Origin of the sequence: Candidatus Similichlamydia laticola (assembly GCF_003339615.1) — a bacterium.
Taxonomy (GTDB): Bacteria; Chlamydiota; Chlamydiia; order Chlamydiales; family Parilichlamydiaceae; genus Similichlamydia; species Similichlamydia laticola.
This window is the reverse complement of record NZ_QQBG01000023.1, coordinates 1-22,045: the sequence shown is the minus strand read 5'-3', so window position 1 is coordinate 22,045 and position 22,045 is coordinate 1. Positions and strand designations below refer to the sequence as shown.

The following is a 22,045-nucleotide window of genomic DNA, read 5'->3' as shown; positions in this document are numbered from 1 at the left end:
TCCTGTTCCAAGCCTTGTCCCTTAATACGTTGACGACGGCATCCCGCTCTGCAGACCCGCAGGCAAGATTTCGGTCTTGGTTTTATAATGATTTGTTGAGCGCCCGATCAGAATCGAACTGACACTTTCAGCTTGGAAGGCTGATGTTCTGCCATTAAACCACAGGCGCAGGGGCATCGTGATTTTAGCACGTTTCTCCTATTAATTTGGACCGCTTTAGAACTCTAATGTGCCAGGAGTTCTCGGGAAAGGGATTGTTTCTCTGATATTGTCTACTCCTGTTACTAGGCGCACTAGGCGTTCAAAGCCTGCTCCAAACCCACTGTGAGGGATAGAGGCAAAGCGTCTCAAATCAAGATACCACCAGTAGGGTTCGATGGAGATTCCTTTTTTTTTCATTTGTTGTTTTAGGACAGGAAGCCTTTCTTCTCGTTGGCTACCTCCAATAACCTCACCAATATAGGGAAAAAGGACGTCCATACTGGCAACGGTTTGTTCGTCTCTATTGAGACGCATGTAGAAGGGTTTCTGCTCTTCTGGAAAGTCGAATAGGATAAGAGGAGCCTTTGCATATTGTTCCGTCAGGAAACGTTCGTGCTCTGTTTGTAGGTCAATACCCCATACAGGAGGGATGGAAAAAGTGGTACGGCTCTGCTTTAGGATATGGATGGCTTCTTTGTAGGAGAGTCGCAAAAAGGGTCTGGCCAGATAATGGCGCAGTTCCTCCAGGAGATGGCCTCTAAATTGCTGCTGACAAAAGAGGAGCTCCTCCATGCAATTTTGGAGACACCACCCTATACAGGTGCGCAGGTAATCTTCGGCACACGTCATTAAGTCAAGAAGTTCTGCAAAAGGAATCTCTGGTTCGACCATCCAAAATTCTGCTAAATGACGCGTTGTATTCGAGTTTTCAGCCCGAAATGTCGGGCCGAAAGTATAAACAGGGCCCATACCGCAGGCAAAAGCTTCAGCGTGTAGCTGTCCGGAGACAGTCAGATAAGCCTGCTTACTGAAGAACTCCTCTTCGTCCTTACCTCTCTTGACGTGAAATATGTCACCAGCTCCTTCAGAATCGATAGGCGTGAGAATGGGGGCATGTAAAGAACAGAATCCGCGTTCGGAAAAGAATGTATGTGTCGCTAAAGTGAGAGCGTGTCGGATCCTCATAATAGCCGTTATGCTTCTGGATCGACTTCTCAAATGGGAAATCGTGCGTAGAAATTCAAGCGAGTGTTCTTTTTTTTGAAGGGGAAAAGTCGATGCGGGGCAAGGGGCTACTACCTCAAGATGGTGTACCAGGAGTTCAACAGATTGCTCTTTTCCCGGACTAGATTTGAGTTGTCCAACGACGGAGAGAGCTGTGCCAAGTTCAAGAATCTCTTCCGTAACTCCTTCAGGAATAACCAGCTGTAAGCCGGAAAAACACGACCCGTCGTACAAGAGAACGAAGGTGAGTTTTTTTTGTATTCGAACTGTGCGAATCCAACCTTTAAGCTCAATCGGTTCGCTTTTCAAAGAATCAGGAGAAAACAGGCAATCATGTACCGAGGCGACCGGCCTTTGATTCATGCTGGACCTCCTTAAGACGACGAATTTCTTCTTTCCATACTGCTGGCCCCTCTGGGGTTTCTAGGACCTTTGGCAAGTGAGCTGTTCTTTCTTCTTTCATAAGTTGTTCAAAACAGTTCCACCCTATATGCCCTTTGCCCAAGGAGGCGTGGCGATCTAAGCACGACCCTAGCCCTTTTGCGGAGTCGTTTAAATGTAGAAGGGCAAGATGAGACAATCCAATTTCCCGATCAAAGGCGTCCAACATGTTTTTGAGCCCAAGTGGGGAACGAATGTCTTGCCCGGAAGCAAAGACATGACACGTGTCAAGGCAAACGGAGAGGGGTAGATGAGCCGAAAGACGGCTGATCAGGAACGCAAGCTGTTGAAACGTCTTTCCTACTTGACTGCCCTGACCCGCCATTGATTCCAGGAGAAGGAGAGGTTTAGGAGAAGAGAGGAGTTCGTTTTGAACCGCGAGAAGACCTTCAACAATTTTAAGGAGACAAAACTCGGTTTCTTGCGAGCCGCTGGAACCGGGATGCAGTACAAGGAAGTCAACGCCTAAGGCACGACAACGCACTATTTCATCCTTGAGCGCCAGACGACTCTTGTGCACAACTTCATCTTGTTCCGATCCTAAATTGATCAGATAACTCGCATGGCTAACAGTACAGCCAATCCCACAAGAGCTTTTTGCCTCGTTCCAGCAGGCCAGCTCCTCTTCCGAAAAAGGAGGCCTAGCTTTCCAGGTTCTTTGATTGGAGGTAAAAAACTGAACGGCATCCGCACCGATAGAGTGGGCTTCCCAACAAGCTCGGTGGGCACCACCGGAAGCCGAGCAATGAGCCCCTAACACGTAACCTAACCGTTGTGTGCCAGGAACTCGCACACGGTAGAGATGTTGATCTCAAGAGGAAGTGGGACCTGTTCTGCAAGAGGATAGCTAAGCAACTTCCCACGAAAACTATCTGACTCAAGCTCTAAATATTCAGGCACTTCTCTTCTCTTGTCACTCATGGCATTTTTGACGGTCTCGTTTTGCAGGGAAGGACGGATGGAGATTTCCATTCCAGGTCTAACTTGAAAAGAACGAATATCGACTCTTCTTCCATTTACAAAGACATGTCCGTGGGCTACGGCCTGCTGTGCGGCAAAAGGCGTCGTAACGAATTTTAAACGAAAGACAATCATGTCTAAGCGACATTCGAGCAGACAGAGCAAGTGGTCCGCGACAGATCCACCTTTTCGAGCAGCCAGAGCCCTTGCATGGTCGAAATAGTGCCCGAGATGCTTTTCCGAGACCATCCCGAAAGCGGCTTTAAGCTTCTGCTTTTCTTCCAGCTGAATCCCATAGTCTGACTTCTTTCTGCGTCGAGCTCCATGTTGCCCTGGAGGATTCTGCTTGTGCACCAACGGATTTCGCTGCCTCCCGAAAACATTCGATCCAAATCGCCTGGCGATCTTGTTCTTTGATCCGCGATAACGAGCCATCCCTGCTCCATAATATGTAAAGAAAACAGTTGGGGTATTCTAGCTTGATCTAACAAATTCATAAAGTCGTAATATTGTGCTTCAATAAGAAATGGGATCTTACAGGAGGAAAAGAAGATGACTCTTCCCTCGAAAAAAGCACCTTATGTTGTGGTCTCCTATTACCGTCTGGGAAGGATAGAAGACGTGACAGCAGAGGTAAAATCTCATTTTTTCTTTTTTCAGTCTCTTGACGTTCGATCTAGAGTCTACGTGGCTCTTTCAGGAATTAATGCCCAGCTCTCTATTGCTTGGGAACATTATCCCCTTTTAGAAGAGTGGCTATACCACCACCCTTTTCTGAGAGGATTCCGTTGTAAGGTGCAACCTGCAGATCAACACGTTTTTCCTCGACTCAACGTAAGGGAAAAGAGACAGTTAGTTGCTTTTGACTGCGAGATCGATGTATCTAAAACGGGTACTTATCTTTCTCCTCGAGAATGGAGGGCTTGGCTAGAGAGGGAAGAAAGGCCTTATTTGATTGACGTAAGAAACGACTATGAGTGGGAAGTGGGTCATTTCGAAGGCAGTGTTAAGCCGCATTGTACGAGTTCTAGGGAATTTATAACTTTGGTGGACGGCCTTAAGAAGACAGTTTCTAGTGAAAAAGAGATCATGATGTGCTGTACGGGTGGTATTCGCTGTGAGTTTTTTTCTAGTTTTCTTCTGAATAATGGCTTTAAACGAGTCTACCAACTCGAAGGCGGTATTTTAGAGTATGGTAGGCAGGAAGGGAACGCGCATTGGAAGGGCAAGTTGTTCGTCTTTGATGACCGACTCTGTGTCGATATCGGGGAAACTCCGGCACCAACTATCGGTATTTGTCATCAATGCGGTCTGCCCTCAGATTGCTACTACAACTGCGCGAATATGGACTGCAATCATCTTTTTTTAAGTTGTTCAGAGTGCTTACAGCAATGGAAGGGCTGTTGTCGAGCAGGTTGCCAAAACGGCGTACGTGTCAGACATTACACCCCAGGAGAAGCTCATAGACCTTTCCGCAGGAAAAGCTACTATCAACAGTCTTCCCAACCTATTGCCGGTGGCAGGACTTGAACCTGCACCCAGTTGCCTGGAGTAGATTTTGAGTCTACCGCGTCTGCCTTTCCGCCACACCGGCCCAGTAAACGGGCCCTCGAGTGTATGCCCCCTCGTTATTTCTGGCTAGATCCATGACTCCAACTGATATTTTTCTGCTCCGATCCATTGAAGGGGGGGCTCGTAGGAGACAGAATGTAAGCAAAGACCTCGTCCAGGGGCGGTCACGAAATGGGCGCTTCTTTCTCCTGTTCGTAACATTTTTTCTAGAAGGGAAAGGGTGACTTTCCCTTTGTCAAGGGCGAGAAGCGCACCGACTAAGTTTCGTATCATCTTGTACAGAAAACCATTCCCTACAACGATCAGACGCATCCCTGCGGGAATAGTGTGCCATTCCAATTTAAAAAGAGTGCGAATCGTGTTTTCGGGTTCTCGGCGTTTACCTTGATGGTTGCTGTTTCGAAAGGCTCGGAAGTTGTGCGTGCCAATGAAAAGAGCACATGCCTCTTTCAGGAGATCTGTGTTTAGAGGAGGCACACGCAAACGACGTGCATAGGTCCAGGGGAGGTGGTAGGGGGCAAGATGAAAGTCGTACCAGTATGTTTTGTGCTGAGCATCGTACTGGGAGTGAAAGCTTGAAGAAGCTGAGCCGTAGCTCAAGACTCGGATAGCTGAGGGAAGCAGTCCATTCAGTGAGTAGAGAAATCGATAAGGCTCAATGGGACAGGTGTGATCGAAATGCGCCACCTGTCCCAAAGCATGAACCCCACGATCCGTTCGGCTTGCACCGAACAGACGAATTGGCTCACGTAAGAGACACGCCAGAGCCGTTTCGAGGCGTTGCTGGACCGTATTACCGTGCGACTGAGCTTGCCAACCTCCGGTCGAAGATCCATCATAAGCAATCAGCAGTCTGCCCCTTGACATAGTTCCTTAAGCGCATCCAGGTTGATCAAGACAAAGAAAAAGTATAACTTGAAATTCGCTCAATAGCAAGAAAGCCTAAGGTTCAAAGAGAGGCGCTACTTTTTCCCCTTAATGTGTTTCGAGACGAGACGAGTCATCTCAAACATGTCAACAGGATCATGCGTTCCAAAGACAATGGAGAGGAGCTTATCAGGGCGAATTCTCTTCTTGTTCTGAGGGTCTTGTAGGTTATGTTTTTTGATGTAAGCCCACAGGCGCTTGGTTATTTCGCTCCTCGGTAGAGGACCCGAGCCCACGACTGCTGCTAGCTCGTCACTGATGATGACCGGTTCCATTAAGGCTTTGTGTCGCTTCGACTGCTCCATGAAGTTCTCCAGTTTTTTAGTAAGATAGGCCCAAGGCTAAGACAAAACTAAGGCCGGTCTTTTATCGCTTATACACTTTGTCGTCAAATAACTTTGCCCAGAGTGATTTCCAAGTGTGGCTTGATTCTATGACTTTTGTCCTTGAAGATTAACAGCTTCGTTGACGACCCTTGATTTGTTAGAGATAGGCAAGGAGTTACTTGTGGATATCGATATCCGGCTGACAGAGCTTGGAGACTCTTTTTATTTAGATCAATGGCTTGCTCAGGAGGGTGGTGAATTGGGCTTCCCTGCCATTGCCCTTGAAGATGATGTAGAAAGAAATGAAGCTGCTATCCGTTGGGTCTCTCAGTCCCGTTATGGGAGTAGCTTGACTGCAGAGGTGAAGGGGGTCCCTGTCGGAATTGCTACACTCAATCTTATGATTGGAGATCGTTTGTCCCACCATGCTGAATTGTCCATTGCTGTTGATGTGAGTCATCGAGGGAAAGGCATTGGCACCAAGCTCTTTGGTTCACTTCTTGAATTGGGAGAGAAAACCTTCAAATTAAGAGAGATTTTTATTATCGTTTCCGTCGGAAATCCAGCGAAACATCTTTATGACAGGTTTGGTTTTGAGCCTGTTGGCGTTAAAAAAAGATATGCCCGATTGAAAAATGGAGGCTATCAGGACGTGTTAATCATGCAGAAGAGTCTGGGAGAAACATGACAAACGACAAGAGAAGCGTAAGAGAAGAGATTGCGCACCTCCTGCAAGATCTAACCAAGAGAGTGCCTTCTCTTGGGAGGTGTCTTTGACCTGCCAAATAAGCGGGTGCGTGTAGAAGAAATTGAACGGAAAATGGAAGACCCAGCTTTTTGGGAAGACCAAGAAGTCGCACAGGACAGAACGAAAGAATTGTCTCATTTAAAATGGTGGCTGCGTCAGTTTGGGAGTGTGGAGTCATCCTTTCTCGACTTGAAAGAACTTGCCCCTTTGTTGGAAGAGGGGGAGGATTCTTTTGCTGTTGAGCTCTTAAAAGGGTTAAGAGAGCTTCTCCCGGACTTGCGTGAGTTAGAGATACAACACATGCTTTCCGGTGCTATGGATCAATCATCTTGTTTCATGACGATCAATGCGGGAGCGGGCGGTACCGAGTCATGTGACTGGGTTGACATGTTAGCAAGGATGTATTCCCGTTGGGCCTCAAAAAAAGGATGGCAGGTTGAGGTCTTAGACCGATTGGAAGGAGAAGTTGCTGGTAGCAAAAGCACGACTTTTCGTTTTCATGGAGAATATGCTTTTGGTTATGCCAAGAGCGAGAGAGGGGTCCATCGGCTCGTTCGTTTATCACCATTTGATGCTAATCAAAGACGACATACCAGTTTTGCTTCGGTAGATGTCACACCCGAAGTCTCAGACACTGTCTGCATCGAAGGAGAGATGCGTTCTGAAGATCTGCGGATTGACACGTATCGCGCCTCAGGTGCTGGAGGACAGCATGTGAATCGGCGTGATTCTGCTGTGCGTATAGTTCATCTTCCAACGGGTCTTGTCGTTTCTTGTCAGAGCGAGAGGAGCCAGGTGCAAAATCGTGAGACTTGTTTCAAAATGTTGCGTTCAAAGCTTTATCAGTTAAGGATGACCGAAAGGGAACAAGAACTTGAAAAACTCTCTCCAGAAAAAAAAGACATTGGATGGGGGAGCCAGATTCGTTCCTATGTCTTGCAACCTTACTCCGCGATCAAGGACAAGAGAACTCAGCTCGAAGTCTGGGGAGTCGAGAATGTGCAAGAGGTTTTAGATGGAGATCTCGACCCTTTTATCGAGGAGTATTTAAAGCAATTTGGTGGGGCTGTTTAAAACATGGCTGGGCATAGCAAGTGGGCAAATATTAAACATCGTAAATCAAGATCAGATGCGAAAAAAGGGAAGCTCTTTTCCCAAATTTTAAAAGAGATCTATTCCTCTGTTCGTCAAGGAGGAAATGATCCTAAAGTGAATGGTCGTTTACGGTTGGCCCTTCACCGAGCAAGAGCAGCCAATATTCCAAACGAAACGATTCAGAGAAGTTTAAAACGTGCAGAGACCTCGCAAGAGGAGATGCACGAGGTCTGCTACGAGGTATATGGCTTTGGGGGAGTAGGGATTATTTGTTCTGGATCAACTGAGAATAGGAACCGTTCGGCCTCATTCATTCGAGGAGCTGTTTCAGCCAAGGGTGGTACCATGGCAAGTCCTAATTCCGTTCTTTTTAATTTTTCTCAAAAAGGAGTCTTGACTCTGCCAAGTCAAGGCGTCGATTTTGATGCCCTCTTTTTTCTTGTTTCTGAGTGGGGAGCAGAGGACGTCATAGAGGAAGGAGAGTCGATTTTCGTTCTTGTCACTCCTGATCGTCTGGGCTTTTTTGTTGATCAGTTGATGGGACGGCAGGTGACTTTGTCTCATTTTGAACTCTCTTGGATTCCCAATTGTGAGGTCGTCTGTTCTCCGGAACAGGAGGCTCTCAATGACAAACTTATAGACGCTCTTGACGCTATTGACGATCTTGATCAAGTCGTTCACAACATGAAAAGCTCAGAAGCGGTACCGCCTTCTCCGCTCTTGTGAACAGCGAAAACGCTCACGAAGAAGCACCTCTTCACATCTCTTCTCTATCTCAGCCCACTTTTTTGAATCGACTTCAGGCTCTTGCTCTTCCTGGGTCAAGAGGGAAGTGTGGGCTTGAATCAGCCGAATAAAAACTTGTGTCCAGCGTGACTGAAGTTCTTCGTTTTGGTGTCGTAGCATGCGAAGGTTTCCAAAGATGTTTTGAACGCCCCTCCCCAGGAGTAGGGGGCAACCTCTTCCAAGTAATCTTGAAAGGAGCGTGGGCTCATGACGTCGGCGATTGTAGCAAGGCCTTTTTTCTTATTCGACTGGGAATAAATGGGCAAATTCTCCCTCAGAACATGTTGAAGTAGTTCTGGAATGGATCGATGTCTGTCTCGGTAGAGGGCCACTAAAGTGGGTTGAATTTCGTAAAAGACAGCGGGGCTTTCCATACGTTGCAGTTTCTGGAGACAACGTTCGAACACTTGTAGAATACTAAGAGCAGATGGCATCTCCTCTCCTAGATCCGTTACAGAAAGCTGGATGTAGACACGACCATTGTAAGGCATACAACGACTGTCAAGAAGAAGATCTTTAACATGATTTTCTTGAACGGTGTCGAGGAAAAGACGGTAAAGGAGTGCCTGATAAGGTTGATACTCGATGACGTCTGGCCCGATATCATAAGAGACAAGGTAGCTGTTGTGTTCCGTAACCAGGCGAAAAGAATAGGGTTGGGTAGAAGAGTCTTGTTTGAGATGTGGTATAAAAGAGAAATGGTCAGACCATTCGTCCCAAATTGTGGAGAGGTTTTCCGATTTGGGGCCGATAAAGAAGGCTTCTACGGGTACCGATTGCACCCAATATCGAAAAAGACTGATCAATTCTCCAAAGCTGATACTTTCTAATACGCGAAGCTGTTCCTTAATTTGATACATGTTGGAATCATCTAGTCCCATGGCGATATCCAGCCTTAGAAAAGGGGAGGAAATCAAGCGAGCGGATAATACTTTCTTCGCCTCCTCGAAAAACGTAGGCTCTAATTCTTTTGCAAAAATTTGTTTCAATGCTTCGGTAAAGAGTTCATGAAGACACTCAGCCCATCCTAAGCCGTCCAAAGACCAAGCAAGCTGTTCTTCTCTAAAATTGAGATTGTTTTGTGTTGTCTCTGCTTCTGCTCGAAAAGGCTCAAGATGGAGCTGCAGAATCCACTGGAGAAGTTTCCATTTAAGACGTTGTCTCAGATCATGTTTGGCTTGCATGGGAGGATGGAAGAGAATGGACCAGTAGGCGTGCTCCTTCATGGGAAGGAAATCATGGAGAATGAGAAGAGGAGCTCCCGAGTTGGGCTTAATCGTCCATAAGCTAGGTTGTTGCTTTGTTTTTTTGGTCTTATGCTTGAGAGTTTGCATGTCCTTTTTTGTGAAAAAGTTCCGTTTTAGGTCAGGAAGCTTGTAACTATGAAGAGCGGAAGGGAGAGCTCTTGTTTTACCTGATCCCAAAAGCCGCGTCTTAATCCAGGTGTTGTATCCATAAGGAGTTGTTTCAGCTTGAATAATTTTCTGCACGTCATCTGCATGCAAATAAAGAAAAACATCTGCTGGATGGGAACACATTTCTAAAAGACAGTTCCAAAACGACTTTTGATCAAAGAAGCAAGGAACGGTGTTGTAGTAAGGAAATAGGGCAAATTCTCCAAAAAGTAGTTCTTTTGACCAATTGCGGACGATTTGCTTCCAATCGTGAGGAACAAAAAATCGCTCAAAGGTGAATCGTGTTTCATGTCGTTTTTGATGATGGGTTGCAAGATTGGAAGAATGGATCCAGTAACGTGGTAACGCTTGGAATGCCTCTACAATCTCTTTCCAATGTGGCATGCCTTTTTCAGTCAAACCAACAGTAACGTGAAGTTGTCCCATATTCTCTTGAACTGTGAACAAAGAATCGAGTTGGTAAATCCAGCCTCTTGTCTGAAAAAGCTGGAATAGGCTGCCTTCGCTTTTAGAGCTAAAGAGCTCGCGGACGAGGTCTTCTGAACGTTGACGACAGGGCAGATTGACATGATATGGTTGAGGTCGTTTCCAAATCATAGTCATCTTAGAGAGATGGTGTTGCTGGGGAAGAATAGAGAGCTTGCCGGAGGAAGGAACCATCGTTTTTTTGATGAAAAAGCCCTCATGGTCACCAGAGAGTTGTCCAGAAAAAAACCTGGATAAAAGAAAACAGCTTTTTTCCATCTTGGCACTCGAGACAAGTATAAGGCGAAATTCTTTCGTGGAAAAGTAGAAGTGAATCCACTTCAAAAGGTCTTCTATTTTTACTCTTTCTAGATGATCCTTGACTTCTTTGAGCCGAGTGCTTGCTCCGCTTGAGGGAATAACTTGTTGATGTCTTGGTGACCTTGAATAGTCAAGGATGGCCCTTTCTTTTGCTCGGTGAAATTCGTCTAGTGAAAATTTAGATCCCAGAATGAGGTCGGAAAGATGCTCACAGAGACCTTCAAGGTTTTTCTCAAATATAGAAAGAGTAACCGAAGTTCGATGAGACATCTTTTCTACGTGAAAGGAAGAGAGACAATCATAAACAAGGTCGGGTTGTACTTTTTCTTGAAGGAGGGCAATGAAGAGGTCAGATAGACCAATCTGATCGGGTGGGTCGTGACAGAAGCCCCATCCAAAGCAGAAAGAGAGAACGGAATAGGGCAAATTCTTTTCCCTTAGAATGAGAGCATAAGATCCATTCTTGAGGAGAATTTTTTTTCTCAGGTATTTGGTTTGATTTTCTAAAACAAAGGTCGGATCTCCATCCACAATCTCCGTATAGGACACTTTCGTCCTTTGGGAAAACTTGGGAATGAAAGAAGCCAGACAAGTCGCTAGGAGAGCGAAAAGGACAAAGCCTTGCATACCCTCACTCCTTAAGACCTTTTCTTGACGGTAACAGTGATGAAGCGTTTTTTGCCGAAGTCAAAAGCAGAGCTGAAAAAGTGGATAAGAGAGTCATTTGTAGCTTGTTCGATATGTTTCTGCCTTTTATCCCAAAAGGACCAATCGTGCCTTCTCTCGTTTTGAAAGTCGAGCAAGCATAAAGACAGAGGCGTGTTTTGATCCGTTCTTTTGTATAAGGGAATCTGTTGTCTGAGATAAGAGAGATTCGTTCCCCCGATAAATTCTGGCATGAGTAGTCCGATCTCTTGGGAAAAAACGAGTAGTCGATCTAGGATGGTTTCAGAAGAGAGAGCTTCGCTCTCTTGTGCTAAGATTAAAAAAATACGTCCTCCAATGTCGCCTTCGAGGCAGTAAGTTTGATGGATTCCTTCATTCAGTCCTTCTTGAATGAACATCTCGAGCAGCCTAAGTACAAGGGCGGCGTGTCCTTTCGCAAAGGGGTCATAGGAAGCCCCACAGTCTATTGCTAAAGCAGCAGCTTCAAGTGGGTGTTCTGTGATGCAGGTGTAGGTTTGTCGGTATGGGTCAGAAACAGTAGGACTTTTATAGGGGAGTAGAGAAAAGATCTGGGATTCAAAGAGATGACGTGTCTCTTCTGTAAACCCCAATAGAGTGACTTCTCCCAATCCACAAAAAGAACCAGGCTCCTTATGCAGGAGCTTGTCCCAATCACACAATTGGCACGCTTCGACAAAACTTTTTTTGTCATGATAAAAGCAGGCAGTGACTTGATGTAATTTTTCGAGAATAAGGCAAAGGGGGTTCAGATAAAGAGATCGACGAATACCCTCCACCAAATTATTTTTTTTCTCTTGGAAAAGCCATTTGTCCTTTTCGGAGAGGGAGCCTGTGAATTGGCTTTTCAAAAGATCAAGAAGTTTAGGCCAATCACTTTTCCAATACGAAAAAGTAAAGGTCCTGTCAGCTAGTCCTTTCTGGGCATACTGCACTTCTCCCCCAGACGACTCTATTTCTTGGGCAAGAGTTTCTAATCGTCCGTCCAAGACGGCATTGGCTAAGATGGAGCAGGCGTAATCACTTAGATCTTGTGAAGGGAAAATAGGTCGGAGTCTGAACATAAGAACAGCTTTGCCCTTTGGATGAGGAAAGAGTTCGTCTGCATACCAAATAGCTTCGTTTCCTTTTTTTATAGGAGGGACAAAAGACTCAAGAGTGAAAGGACCTCTGGTTTGTTGATCTTCTAGAGATGGTAAAAAAGTAGGGAGAGGATGAGTGACTTTAGGGAGAGAGGACGTAGAAAAACTGGGAAGGCTCTCTTTCTTGTAGGGAACTTGAAGGGAAGAGTAACACAGTTCAGCCTCTTCCATAGGTTGAAGATTGTTTTGAACGCGGAAAACGTTCCATGTTTCAAGAGGACAAGCAAGAGTGACGATGTAGGGAGAAGAGAAAAGGTCGGATAAACTCTCGCTTAACTCTTTGCAAGTGAAGAGGGGAATTGTACAAATTTGAGGAAAGGTTTCTAAGGATTCAGTTTGAAGTGCTGCGGCCCATTCCATGGACTGTTCTAAAGGATCTGCAATATAAAAGCTTTTGTCCTTTTTGACATTGTAGCTGTTGATCCACTGTTCGTATAGTTTAGGAAATTCAGGGGCCTTGTGGAGAGCTTGTACAGTTTCTACACAAGTTTGAACGACTTCTTGCCAACGTAGTATTCCTTTCTGTGTCGGAACAAGGTCGAGATGGAAAAAACGAGTTGCATGAGGAGAAAAGTTTTGTTCTTCGATCTGAATAGTCTTCACAAGTCCATGTTCCGAGAGAACAGATTGTAAAGAATGAGCGTGCTTGCGAAGAAGGAGATGGATGGAGATTAATTCTGGATTTTGTTGAAAAGGCTTGTGTGTTCCTGGAAGGGGCCAAGTGATTCGAATAAAGGGAGCCGCATCTTGCACATAAACGATTTGGGATGCTTCTAAGTTTTCCTTTATCTGAAGGGGTTCTCGTACTTCAACAGGTTTTCTTTTTAGGAGACCGACCGTCTTGAGGATGGTGTCACGGACTTGATCAAGTGGTTGGTTTGTGATGAAACAGGCAGTCACAGGAGAGGTGTAGTAGAATGCTTCGATCCATTCTTCCACTTGTGAAGCAGGTAGTTGAGGATAGGGAAGGTTCTCTGCTAGGAGATAAGGGGATAGGACAGGTAATGCGGCTTCGAGAGTAACTTTGAAGAGCTCTTGAGCAAAAGTATTGCCTTGTTGATGCACTCTATCTCTTAAAAAGTCGTGTCGTGGAATAATCATTTCTGTAGCAGGCTCTGCTTCTTGAAACAGTTTTGAGATGAAATTCAGAGGATTATGTTCTGATTCTTTCCAAGAAAAAGCAAAGAGAGTTTGATCAAGTAACACGCGTGAAAGAATCATCCCCTGTGCTTTCTGAATTAAATTTTCAAGGCTTTGCTGGCCTGAAGTGATCGGTAAACTACTCTTTTTCAAGATCAAGTTTTGAGTCAAAACAGAGATCCCAGGAAAGGTTTCGTGGGCAAGGCCGGTACGAATGGACAGGCAGAAGGAGGTCTCATCAATACGGTTGTCCTGTAGAAGAAGGACGGATGCCTCTGAATTTAAGCTCCATTTTTCTGAAATTTGGTTATGCTTTGGTCCGTAAGCGTGGGATTTTGTCTCGATGCAATTCCATTGTCCCTCAGAAGGGAAAATTCGGTTTGCCATGAGTAGCCACCACCCTATCCATTTCATGATATGACGTTGATTCTTCATCAGTCTTTTCTCATTCAAAAGGTGCTAGGGGATAACTTTTTTCGTGAAGTGAAGGACTTTATCCAGAAAATCTTCTTTGGAAAGGCTTTGTACCCCCTTTCTCACTCTTTCTTCCAAGTCAGGACGGTCTTTGATCAAGGCCATACAGGTTGCTTGACGAAGCCAACTTTCTGGATGAGACATAGGCAGGGAGAAGAACTCTGTAGAAAAGGCTTTTTTCCATTTCTTGAAAATTTCTTCGTTAAAGTCAGCTGATAACAAATGTTCTCGCAAAGAAGACAAAATACGCCTCGTCTCATGTTCCAGAGGAGTTTTAGAAAGAGTAATGCTTTCTAAAGAGAAGAAGATAAAGTTGCGGCCCCAGAGGTGCAATAATTGAGGAGTTGACATCCAAACAGTCGGTGTTCGCCATGATGTTACTTTCCCTTTCAGAAGGGCATGATAAATCCAAGCAGAGATGTAATCTCCAGAGAAGCCCTCTCGACCAAAAGGAATCCAAACCCCTAGGGAGGCTATAGGGCCCTTGTGTTGGAAATTCGTTATAGGAAACCGTTCTGAATAAACGGAGAACTTCCTTTCGGGAAGAATACCAGGTCGAAAGAGGTACCTTTCTAGGTCGAGATAAAGCTTCATCTCTTCTCCAGACCTGTCAGTAAGAAATGCATTTTTCACGGAAAGGTAAATTCTAACCTCCTTGAGAAACTCTACCATTTTTTCATAAGTGATCGATTGCGTCTCTGTGACAAGGTCAGCAAGGGTCCATTCTCCCAACATATCTCCAATAATTTGGTCTAATGTTGGCGCACGGAGACGAACTTGGGCCAAGGAAACGTTTAAATCATTCAGGCGTTCTTCAAAGATAAGTTGAAATTCTCTTGGTGTGATCTGTGGGTTGGCCAATGCATTCATTAATTTGGAAAAAATGGCAAATCCTTGCTGTTTCCAATAGGAGCAGGAAACAAGAATATGTCTGGGTAGAAACTCTAATTTGAAGTCACACAAAGCAAATTGTGCCTGTTGCTGCATGTTAACAAGTTGTCTATGTAAAAGGACTTCATACAGTCCAAGAAGGGCTCTATTTTGAACATTAGAAAATTCGATATTGTGATAGGGAGTTTGAATGACAGAACAGAGGTGCTCCTTATGAGAAGCAGCTGGAAAGGAATAACGCAGAATTTCAGGGGAGTCTGTCCAAATTAAGTCTGCAGGGACAATTATGTGCTCTTCCTTTTCGAAGTGAGCTTCGTCTGGAATAAAAGGATTTTTTTCAAAAGTGTAATTTGGTGAAGACTCTTCCTTACCTTCTGGCAAATAGACCTTCATTGGATATATGGGAATAGGTGCTTCCAAAATACGCGGAGCAACGTCAGGAGGGATGCCTTCTTTCCAGAGGCTCTTGGGGGCACACAACAACACACTTAGAGGAGCCTTTTTAAGGTCGATGTAAGTGCGTCGTGACTGTGCCAACCCATTACGACAAATTGTACTTTGGTTGGGAATGGTATCAACAGGCTCGAACCGACAGTAGCGTGTGTAACGACGAATCCAAAAATGAACATCGTTATGTTCGGGATAAGTCTGATGAATGGTTTCGACAAGACGACTCTCCTTTAGGAGAAATAGGGTTTCCTGTGTCTCTTCTTGAAGGTGGCTTTCGATAATATTTAGCGTTGTCGAGATGATACGTCTCCAATTAAGAACGCCCTCTTGAGAAAGATGAAAGGTGAGAACCAAGAGATCTGGAACTTTTCGCATGGAGATCCAATCCACATCGAGGTCGTAAGCTAGTCCGCTTTTTCGTAAAGCCTCATACAGAGAACCATGTGATTTTCTCTGAAGATAGAGGACGGTTTCATACGCTTCCTGCATAGCGAAAGGACAATCCTTTTCATTCAGTTCCCAAGCAAGGGTTAAGGTCTTAGAACCTTCGACACTAGGAGAAAAGAATCCTTGTGTATCGAGAAGGCCTCGACTAGCTGTCTCTTCTCTTTTAAAGTCTTCCGTAGGAGGTAGAGGAGCGAAGGACATCGCAATTTCTCCTTTTAGGGAGTCGATGTCTCTTGAGGAGATGAGGACTAAAACACAATCTTGGGGTGAATATTGGCTTTGGGCCCACTTTTTGACAGGAATGGCATCTTGTGTGCTTAAAGGGTCACTTGAGATGAATCCAAGAGGATGATTTTGTCCTAACAAGTGAAGCAGCCCCTTTTTCCTTCTACTTGCGTCTGTTCCAGCCAAGTTTTCGGGATATTCCTCATGATGGGAGTAGGGCGATTGGTGAAGAATTTTTAATTCATCTATTCCCATCTTCACTTGTTGGAAAAGATAGATGATTTGGTTACTGAGGGCAGAGAGGATAAGAGGAGTCTCTTGATGAGGGCAAGTCAAGTAATAGCAGGTACCATCAGGAAAGATTTCGGACTCAATAGAGCCTTGCCTAGACAAGAGGTAAGACTCAAGAGATTCTCCCTCTAGTATGGGCAATTCTCTTCTCAAAGTTAAAACGGAGATTGCCCTGGAGCAGGCAGAGGCGATCTTGTCCTGAATAGGATCATGTCCCCAAAAAATACCTATTCCTGTTTCCGTCACTTTCGGATCATGAATAATCCATACTTGTATTCCGTTTTCTATTTTGTATTTATGCACCTCAATATCATTACGATAAGCAGATGCTAATCCTTTCATAGGGTTTAGATCAGGGAGCTCTACCATAGGTGAAGGAGAACAAACTCCCAGCAATCCATATGAGCAAAACGAGATAAAAGCACATTTTAAAATCTTGGACATATCTCCATCACTGTGATGTTACCGAATGTGTCAAGACACGTCTTTTATTCAATAGAAATAATGTAACGACGTGCCATTTGGGGGGAGAGGACTGCTTGAACATATCCTTTTGCAATACTCCAATTTAAAGAGCGTGCACTAGTGGAGATGTTTTGCCAAAATCGCCAATTTTCCTGTTTCAAAAAGGCAAGATCTTCTGTCTGTGTCGCCCAAGACTCAATGCAATCTGGTAGTTCATTCTTTTTCCGGATGAAGCTTTGCTTGAAGGCGTCAAAACTGCTCGGATCAAAGTATTTCTTGTCTTCAAATTTCTTTAGTCCAGATATGAGAATATCATCGAGTTTCCACTCTAATCCTGAAGGAAGAAGTACAGAAGACTGAAGCGTGATAGTTAAGAACAGCATACCATTCTTTTCTAGAAGTTCAACCTCTCCTCGGCTCAGAGTCCGATCAAGAACTAGTTCTTGATCAACCCAGGAGGCTATTTCTTTTCTTAGAAAAGCTGCAATAATATGGGAAAAGAAGGAAAAGCTCTCCCCTATGTAAATAGCGGAGGAAACAATTTTTTCCTGTTTTTCTAGTTTGAGAAGGACTCTTGTGACCCCGGACTGAGGGATCGTGACAAAGCTTTTAGTTGGAGAGCATTTATTAAAAGTGTCTCCTAAGTCCTCCCAGGCAGAAGAGATTGCCTTCATGGACTGATTTCCAATATAAACACCTTCTAAACTGGCTTCTCGAGGTTCTTGCTGGAGAAAAGCCTGAAATTGTTTTAGTGTTACTGAAGAAACAGCCTGTCGGACTTCTTCTTCCGTTAATCTCTTAACTAGTCCGATAGTCTCTTGTATGGCGTGCTTCGCATACTCCATGGGAGGCTTGTTTGATTTTTTGTCTATTTCTCTTAGGCAAGCTGTTTTTGTTTGTCCCCAAATTTTCGCATTGGTTTTTGGCGCTCGGATACATTCTAAAATGGTCTTAAAGTTGAGCTGAGTGACTTCGTTCCAAAGCGAAAGAGAAAGAGAAAATCCAGTAGGCGTTTCTTGTACTTCAACACGAGAAAGAGCAAGAAGAGCTTCTCTTGAAATAGGCTTTAAGTTTTGGATGAGAAGATGCTTCCACAATTGAGCAAGAGCCATTTCTTTTGGCTGATTAGAAACGAAATAAGGATGAGAAAAGTGTATTCTCCAAACAGTTTTAGGTGTGCCAAAACATTTTTCGTCTAAATAAAAGAGATTTTGGCCTCTTGAATTGGTCACTTTCTTGGGTGTTTTCTTCAGACTCATTTGAGAAACAGTTGCGCGGAAACGGAGCGTGTCACGTGGTAGAAATCTATTGGCCTCGTCTAGTTTTGCAAGGGTCGATTGGTTTTTAGGCAGTCTGGAAAGAACCAACTTCATGTCTCCTTCTTCCCCGACTAAAACATCTTGCGTATCTATCGTGGCTGTTTGAGGGCATTCCAGTTTGATTTTTAGAGGAAGAGAAAAGAGGGCTTTTATGACGTCTTGAAGAGAGCTTGGACTAAATTGAAACTTATCTTTTGTAGCAAAGAGAATTTCTGTCGATTTACCTCGATTCGAAAGTTGCTTGATCAGAGACTCAACAAGAGCCTCGTCTTCTGTCCAAATCGTTAGGTCACGTTCTTTAATGGAATTAAGCTGATACAATATCTCTGATAAGACCTGAGGCCAACACGCCACCCCTTTAGGGGTTAAGTCACATTGGATACTCATTGTTACTTCTTGTCTGTTTTCTTGAGAAAATGTTCTTATGTCTTCTGCGAGCTGATTTTGGATCAGGTAATCAAGTAGAGTTCCCTCTCTTGGATCACAAAAGAAACGATTAAGAGCAAATCCTGGATATGTCACGATTTGCTCGATGAGATCAGCTCTTTCACTCCAAGATAGGGTTATTGTAGGGAAATCATCCTTAGGAGAGTAGACAAAATCCACCCCTCTTTCAGGCTGTGTAAGCAGGTTGTTTTCTTCAGCGTGAAGGCAACTTACAAGGCATGCCATCACTCCTATCCCAAGTCGTTTAAACATGTCTTATCCTTTTTGAGACTCGTGAACGCCTTGCATGGTAATGCAAAAGGCTCGTGTTGTTTGTAAATTGAGAATAGCCGATCCATAAGACTTGAAGGGTCGGTACTCTATTTCTCGAGCATGTTGAGACACGTTGTGCCAAAATTTCCAAGAAAGTCGGTCCATAGCCAAATCATAGAGCTGGTAGGCCCAATGCTGTAAATTGACCGGAGGCCTAGAGGCACGTGTCACAAGCTGTGATTTCAAATTTTGAAACTTCTCATAGTGGAAGAAGGGCGGCATTTCGAAGTTCTTGTTTAGTTCTTGTATAAATTCTTCGATTTGAATTTGAAGGAATTCGCACGTATTACTTGAGGACTGAAGATAAAAAGTCAAAAAGATATGATCGGCTACTTCCTGTATAGCTACTTGAGCGACTTCAACGTCCCGGTTCAATTGCTGATAAGCCTGGAAAGGCTGTTGCAAGCCATCAGCCAAAAGCGAGGCGAGTGTGTAGCCGTGTACCGATTCTAAACTTCCAAAATCAATGGCTACCAAGACTCCTGACTCAGGTGCTCCCGTTATTTCTACTTTGCTGAGACCTGTTTGTAGACGAGAAGTAGTCTGAGGTTTAGAGGGCAGGTGTCCTTTGAAGCAGAGGGAAACGTTTTCCCAAGTCGCCAAGGGCGCTTTTTTGTTTTTCCCAATAAAAATACCCTGAGGGTAACCGTTTTCTTTTAAATCTTCGTAAAAAGCTATGCTCTCTTCGAGAGTGAGTTGAGACAAAGCTGTCAGCTGTTCTTCCTTTGCAATGGAAGGTTCACAGATTTGATCTCTCAAGGCATCCAGAGCATTGGCCAAGAGATTTTTTTCTCCACAGTTGCTTCTTTCTAGAAGCACCTTTTTAGTTTTTTCAAGGGCCTCCTCACTGATCATGAGAGGCTCTTGGATTGCTTTTAAGATTCTTTGCATCATGAGATCGATGTGATCAATCCACCCACAGATAAAGAAATCGAGACTGTAGCGATTGGGATAGAGTTTTATTTCTGCTTGTGCTGCTTTCGCTTCTAAAGCGAGATCCTTGATACGCTGTTGTAAAATTTCCGTTGCTAGAAGAAAGAGGGCTCTGTCTTTCGGTAGGGCACTGATCATACTCGGATGGGAGAGGCGAATTTGCCAAATCTCTCTTGGTTCTCCGAAGCACCTTTCTTGGATGAAGGCTGCTTGTTGCCCATGCTCGTTTTGGAAAATTTCAGGATAAAAAGATAAGTTATCAGAACATCTTGCTAAAGTCGGTTGCATCACCTCTCTAGGCAGAAAGCGATTCGTATCGGGTATGTCTAGGAAATTGCCTATCTGAGGAACAGGAAAATGTGGGAAGTCACAACTGAAAAGAGGTAGCGTACGGAAGGTTTGTTTAAGGAATTCCTGTTCGGAAGCAGGTTTATTGGGAACATCTCCTGAAATAGCGAACCACTCTTGAGAGGGGCAACTTAAAACAATGGCTTTAGGTTTTTTAAGAAGGTCAGAGGTCACAAGCTCCGGTTGAAATTCGAAAGATTGGGCTTGATGCGACTTTTGTGGAAATGTTTCGAAAGGCTCAGAAAGCATTTGATTAAGTAAGGAGAAGACCCTGTCTTGAGGGGGCATATATTGCGGATAGGCATAGAAAAGTTCTTGAGCAATCTTTTCGTGGGTGATGAAGGCCTTGGTATCGTTTCTTCTACCTAGCTCAGCAATAGAAAGAAGTATTTCACTCGCTACTTGAGACCAGTGGTGCGTTCCCAAAGGCGTTAGCTCTATGTCTATAAGTAAAAAGCTTTGGAGGGAACTGTTTTCTGTTTCAAAACGAGCGGAAATCCTCTTAATGAGCCCCGCCTCCTTCAGGAGATCTTGTGTTGAACTTTTACGTTGATCTGTCAGGAAGTTGGCTAAAAAAAGTTCTTTTCTTTGCGAAAGAGGAGCACGATCTTCCAAGGGGAAAGCAAAATAAAGAAAACGTTCCTCATGTGCGGAGGGGATCCAAGCAAAGGTATCTTTGAGAAGGAAAGCAGGAGGGAATGGTCGTTGTGCTATGCCCTGTAAAGGCATATTTTTAAGAAGAGACAGTACAGTTTCGCGTGAGGAGGCAAGAGGTTCTGGGCTGATGATCACAAGATGCATAGGAGCAGTGGGATAGTTCTGCTTAAACCAACTCTTGATTGTTTCTGGGGAGATGGTTTTGAGAATGTCTGTCTTTTCCCATGTTGATCGAAAGAATGGATGTTTAGGATTGCAAATTTCAGTTAAAGCAATCCAAAAACGAAAGCTTGGGTCTTCTTCCAAACTTAGTTCAAACTCTTCTCGAACGTGTTCTGACTCTTCTATCAAGTCAGATGTCAAGAAGTAAGGGCCTTGAAGCATCGCTTTTAATCTTTGTAAGGCCCCCCTCAGTCTATAATTTGGAATTGATAAAGAGAACCCCGTTGCACCGTTGCCTGTCCAAGAAAAAAAAGAGCCGCCAAACTGCAATGTGAAATCTCTTAAGCTCGTTTCTTCAGGAAAAGTAGCGTTACTTCTGGAAGCAATAATGTGTTGAACTAGGTGAGCTATCCCAGGTGTTTGCTTGTTTTCGTAAGCCGATCCTGTTTCTACCAAAAGTCCAAGACTGGTTTCCGATGCCCACTTGTCTTCTACAAGAAAGAGGTTGAGTTGATTCTGAATACACCACTTTTCACTTGGAAGCCTCTTTTCTCGAAAGGAGAGAATAGATGGATTTGGAGGTAGAGGAATGGAAACAGCCTCCTGAGATTCGGAGGAGTGAACAGAACAGCAGAACGACAGGAGGCAAAACTGCAAGAGAAACTTGTACTGAGTTGATCTCCCCATAATCCATTGCTCCGGTTTTCAAACTCTTGAGCGAGTCAGTTTTAGCCCGGATATACTTTGGAGAAACTTTTGGTTAAAACAAAAAAACCTCCGAGGCAAATTTCCTCGGAGGAGATGTCGTTAGGATCGAGTGGAAAGATCACTATGGTTCGGGCTGAAGAAGGCCTTCAACAGCAACCAACAGTTGAGCAGAAAAGTCTTCCCCGAGGACTTTCTGGCAAAATTCCTTGAACCTGTCAAAGGTTAATGTTTCAGCAACTGCAATAGCTTCCTTCTCAAAGTCCCACTTTTTGGATCGATTGAAAGCAAGAGAACTGATTTTTGTTAACAGAGCAGCAGGTGAGCCTTCAGGTGCTTTGAGAAGATCGATGCAAGCGGATCGTAGAGCCTCAAACTTTTCTTGATGGAAGAAGGGTTCTGCTCCTAAGCCTTTTAATGTGTCACGGAACAAACGGCGATATCTTTCCATTAGAAAAGCAGAACCCACTTTTGTCGATTGAGTGAGAGTCGTGAAGAAAAGCCGTCCGTGAGCCTCTTGGAGACCACAGCGAACAATGTATCCTAGTTCTTCCTGTTCTCTCAATTGATCCATAGCAATAGGGTCCATGCCGGTCGACAAAATCCAGCTACAGACGAAATCTGAAGGAGAAAGCATCGAGCCACAATCAACAGAAAGGCGAGCAGCATGTCCTGGGGAGGCAGAGAAGAA

Annotated in this window: 15 protein-coding genes and 2 tRNA genes; 4 read left to right on the top strand and 13 right to left on the bottom strand. The window is 44.4% G+C overall.

The genetic code is table 11. The features are described from left to right. Positions 1–98 precede the first annotated feature (98 nt). The 4 genes from HAT2_RS03090 to rpsD form a co-directional block, all read right to left on the bottom strand. A tRNA-Gly gene (locus HAT2_RS03090) sits at positions 99–169 on the bottom strand. Between the two features lie 47 nt (positions 170–216). Further along, entirely contained in the window at positions 217–1,569 is a 1,353-nt protein-coding gene (gene asnS / locus HAT2_RS03085) for an asparagine--tRNA ligase (protein WP_114544552.1), read from the bottom strand. Further along, positions 1,538–2,407, bottom strand: coding sequence for a deoxyribonuclease IV (locus tag HAT2_RS03080; RefSeq protein WP_181860347.1), 870 nt, complete (start codon positions 2,405–2,407; stop codon positions 1,538–1,540). Before HAT2_RS03080 ends, asnS begins: the two co-directional genes overlap by 32 nt. Before the next feature lie 5 nt (positions 2,408–2,412). Beyond that, positions 2,413–3,042, bottom strand: coding sequence for a 30S ribosomal protein S4 (gene rpsD, locus HAT2_RS03075; RefSeq protein WP_114544550.1), 630 nt, complete (start codon positions 3,040–3,042; stop codon positions 2,413–2,415). Between the two features lie 117 nt (positions 3,043–3,159). Here rpsD and trhO point away from each other — a divergent pair, with 117 nt between their 5' ends. After that, positions 3,160–4,137 carry an oxygen-dependent tRNA uridine(34) hydroxylase TrhO gene (gene trhO, locus HAT2_RS03070; protein WP_114544549.1) on the top strand — a complete coding sequence of 326 codons (978 nt, stop codon included), beginning with the start codon at positions 3,160–3,162 and terminating at the stop codon, positions 4,135–4,137. Here trhO and HAT2_RS03065 read toward each other — a convergent pair. The 3 genes from HAT2_RS03065 to HAT2_RS03055 all read right to left on the bottom strand — a co-directional run bounded on the left by HAT2_RS03065 (position 4,119) and on the right by HAT2_RS03055 (position 5,411). After that, positions 4,119–4,201: transfer RNA gene (locus tag HAT2_RS03065), tRNA-Leu, on the bottom strand. The genes trhO and HAT2_RS03065 overlap by 19 nt on opposite strands. 44 nt (positions 4,202–4,245) lie before the next feature. Next, on the bottom strand, positions 4,246–5,046 hold the full coding sequence (gene truA, locus HAT2_RS03060) for a tRNA pseudouridine(38-40) synthase TruA (protein ID WP_114544548.1): 801 nt from the start codon (positions 5,044–5,046) through the stop codon (positions 4,246–4,248). Between the two features lie 95 nt (positions 5,047–5,141). Beyond that, positions 5,142–5,411: an SWIB/MDM2 domain-containing protein gene (locus HAT2_RS03055; protein WP_114544547.1), complete on the bottom strand. Its 270-nt coding sequence runs from the start codon at positions 5,409–5,411 to the stop codon at positions 5,142–5,144. Between the two features lie 202 nt (positions 5,412–5,613). Here HAT2_RS03055 and HAT2_RS03050 point away from each other — a divergent pair, with 202 nt between their 5' ends. The 3 genes from HAT2_RS03050 (at position 5,614) to HAT2_RS03040 (ending at position 8,001) form a co-directional block, all read left to right on the top strand. Then, complete coding sequence (locus tag HAT2_RS03050) at positions 5,614–6,120, top strand: GNAT family N-acetyltransferase (RefSeq protein WP_181860346.1); 507 nt, start codon at positions 5,614–5,616, stop codon at positions 6,118–6,120. 72 nt (positions 6,121–6,192) lie between these two features. Then, positions 6,193–7,254, top strand: coding sequence for a peptide chain release factor 2 (prfB, locus tag HAT2_RS03045; RefSeq protein WP_114544545.1), 1,062 nt, complete (start codon positions 6,193–6,195; stop codon positions 7,252–7,254). 3 nt (positions 7,255–7,257) lie between these two features. Further along, the gene (locus tag HAT2_RS03040; protein ID WP_114544544.1) at positions 7,258–8,001 is read left to right on the top strand and encodes a YebC/PmpR family DNA-binding transcriptional regulator; all 744 of its coding nucleotides are present in this window, start codon (positions 7,258–7,260) and stop codon (positions 7,999–8,001) included. A gap of 119 nt (positions 8,002–8,120) precedes the next feature. Here the strand turns inward: HAT2_RS03040 and HAT2_RS03035 are convergent, their stop codons facing one another. From HAT2_RS03035 to HAT2_RS03885, 6 genes are all read right to left on the bottom strand, one after another. Next, complete coding sequence (locus HAT2_RS03035) at positions 8,121–10,889, bottom strand: hypothetical protein (RefSeq protein WP_114544543.1); 2,769 nt, start codon at positions 10,887–10,889, stop codon at positions 8,121–8,123. Positions 10,890–10,900: 11 nt separating this feature from the next. Beyond that, a complete protein-coding gene (locus tag HAT2_RS03030) occupies positions 10,901–13,663 on the bottom strand; it encodes an insulinase family protein (RefSeq protein ID WP_114544542.1) in 2,763 nt (920 codons plus the stop codon). 24 nt (positions 13,664–13,687) lie between these two features. Further along, positions 13,688–16,450, bottom strand: coding sequence for an insulinase family protein (locus HAT2_RS03025; RefSeq protein WP_114544541.1), 2,763 nt, complete (start codon positions 16,448–16,450; stop codon positions 13,688–13,690). Between the two features lie 44 nt (positions 16,451–16,494). Then, entirely contained in the window at positions 16,495–18,489 is a 1,995-nt protein-coding gene (locus tag HAT2_RS03020; protein WP_114544540.1) for a hypothetical protein, read from the bottom strand. A 3-nt stretch (positions 18,490–18,492) separates the two neighbouring features. Then, entirely contained in the window at positions 18,493–21,336 is a 2,844-nt protein-coding gene (locus tag HAT2_RS03015) for an insulinase family protein (RefSeq protein ID WP_114544539.1), read from the bottom strand. Positions 21,337–21,478: 142 nt separating this feature from the next. After that, on the bottom strand, positions 21,479–22,045 hold a 567-nt coding region (locus tag HAT2_RS03885), incomplete at its 5' end, for a hypothetical protein (protein WP_220253882.1).

Excerpts from the sequence above, each read along its gene's own strand:
- asnS (WP_114544552.1), bottom strand. The coding sequence starts at position 1,569 with ATGAATCAAAGGCCGGTCGCCTCGGTACATGATTGCCTGTTTTCTCCT.
- rpsD (WP_114544550.1), bottom strand. The coding sequence starts at position 3,042 with ATGGCTCGTTATCGCGGATCAAAGAACAAGATCGCCAGGCGATTTGGA.
- trhO (WP_114544549.1), top strand. The coding sequence starts at position 3,160 with ATGACTCTTCCCTCGAAAAAAGCACCTTATGTTGTGGTCTCCTATTAC.
- truA (WP_114544548.1), bottom strand. The coding sequence starts at position 5,046 with ATGTCAAGGGGCAGACTGCTGATTGCTTATGATGGATCTTCGACCGGA.
- HAT2_RS03055 (WP_114544547.1), bottom strand. The coding sequence starts at position 5,411 with ATGGAGCAGTCGAAGCGACACAAAGCCTTAATGGAACCGGTCATCATC.
- HAT2_RS03040 (WP_114544544.1), top strand. The coding sequence starts at position 7,258 with ATGGCTGGGCATAGCAAGTGGGCAAATATTAAACATCGTAAATCAAGA.
- HAT2_RS03035 (WP_114544543.1), bottom strand. The coding sequence starts at position 10,889 with ATGCAAGGCTTTGTCCTTTTCGCTCTCCTAGCGACTTGTCTGGCTTCT.
- HAT2_RS03030 (WP_114544542.1), bottom strand. The coding sequence starts at position 13,663 with ATGAAGAATCAACGTCATATCATGAAATGGATAGGGTGGTGGCTACTC.
- HAT2_RS03025 (WP_114544541.1), bottom strand. The coding sequence starts at position 16,450 with ATGTCCAAGATTTTAAAATGTGCTTTTATCTCGTTTTGCTCATATGGA.
- HAT2_RS03020 (WP_114544540.1), bottom strand. The coding sequence starts at position 18,489 with ATGTTTAAACGACTTGGGATAGGAGTGATGGCATGCCTTGTAAGTTGC.
- HAT2_RS03015 (WP_114544539.1), bottom strand. The coding sequence starts at position 21,336 with ATGGGGAGATCAACTCAGTACAAGTTTCTCTTGCAGTTTTGCCTCCTG.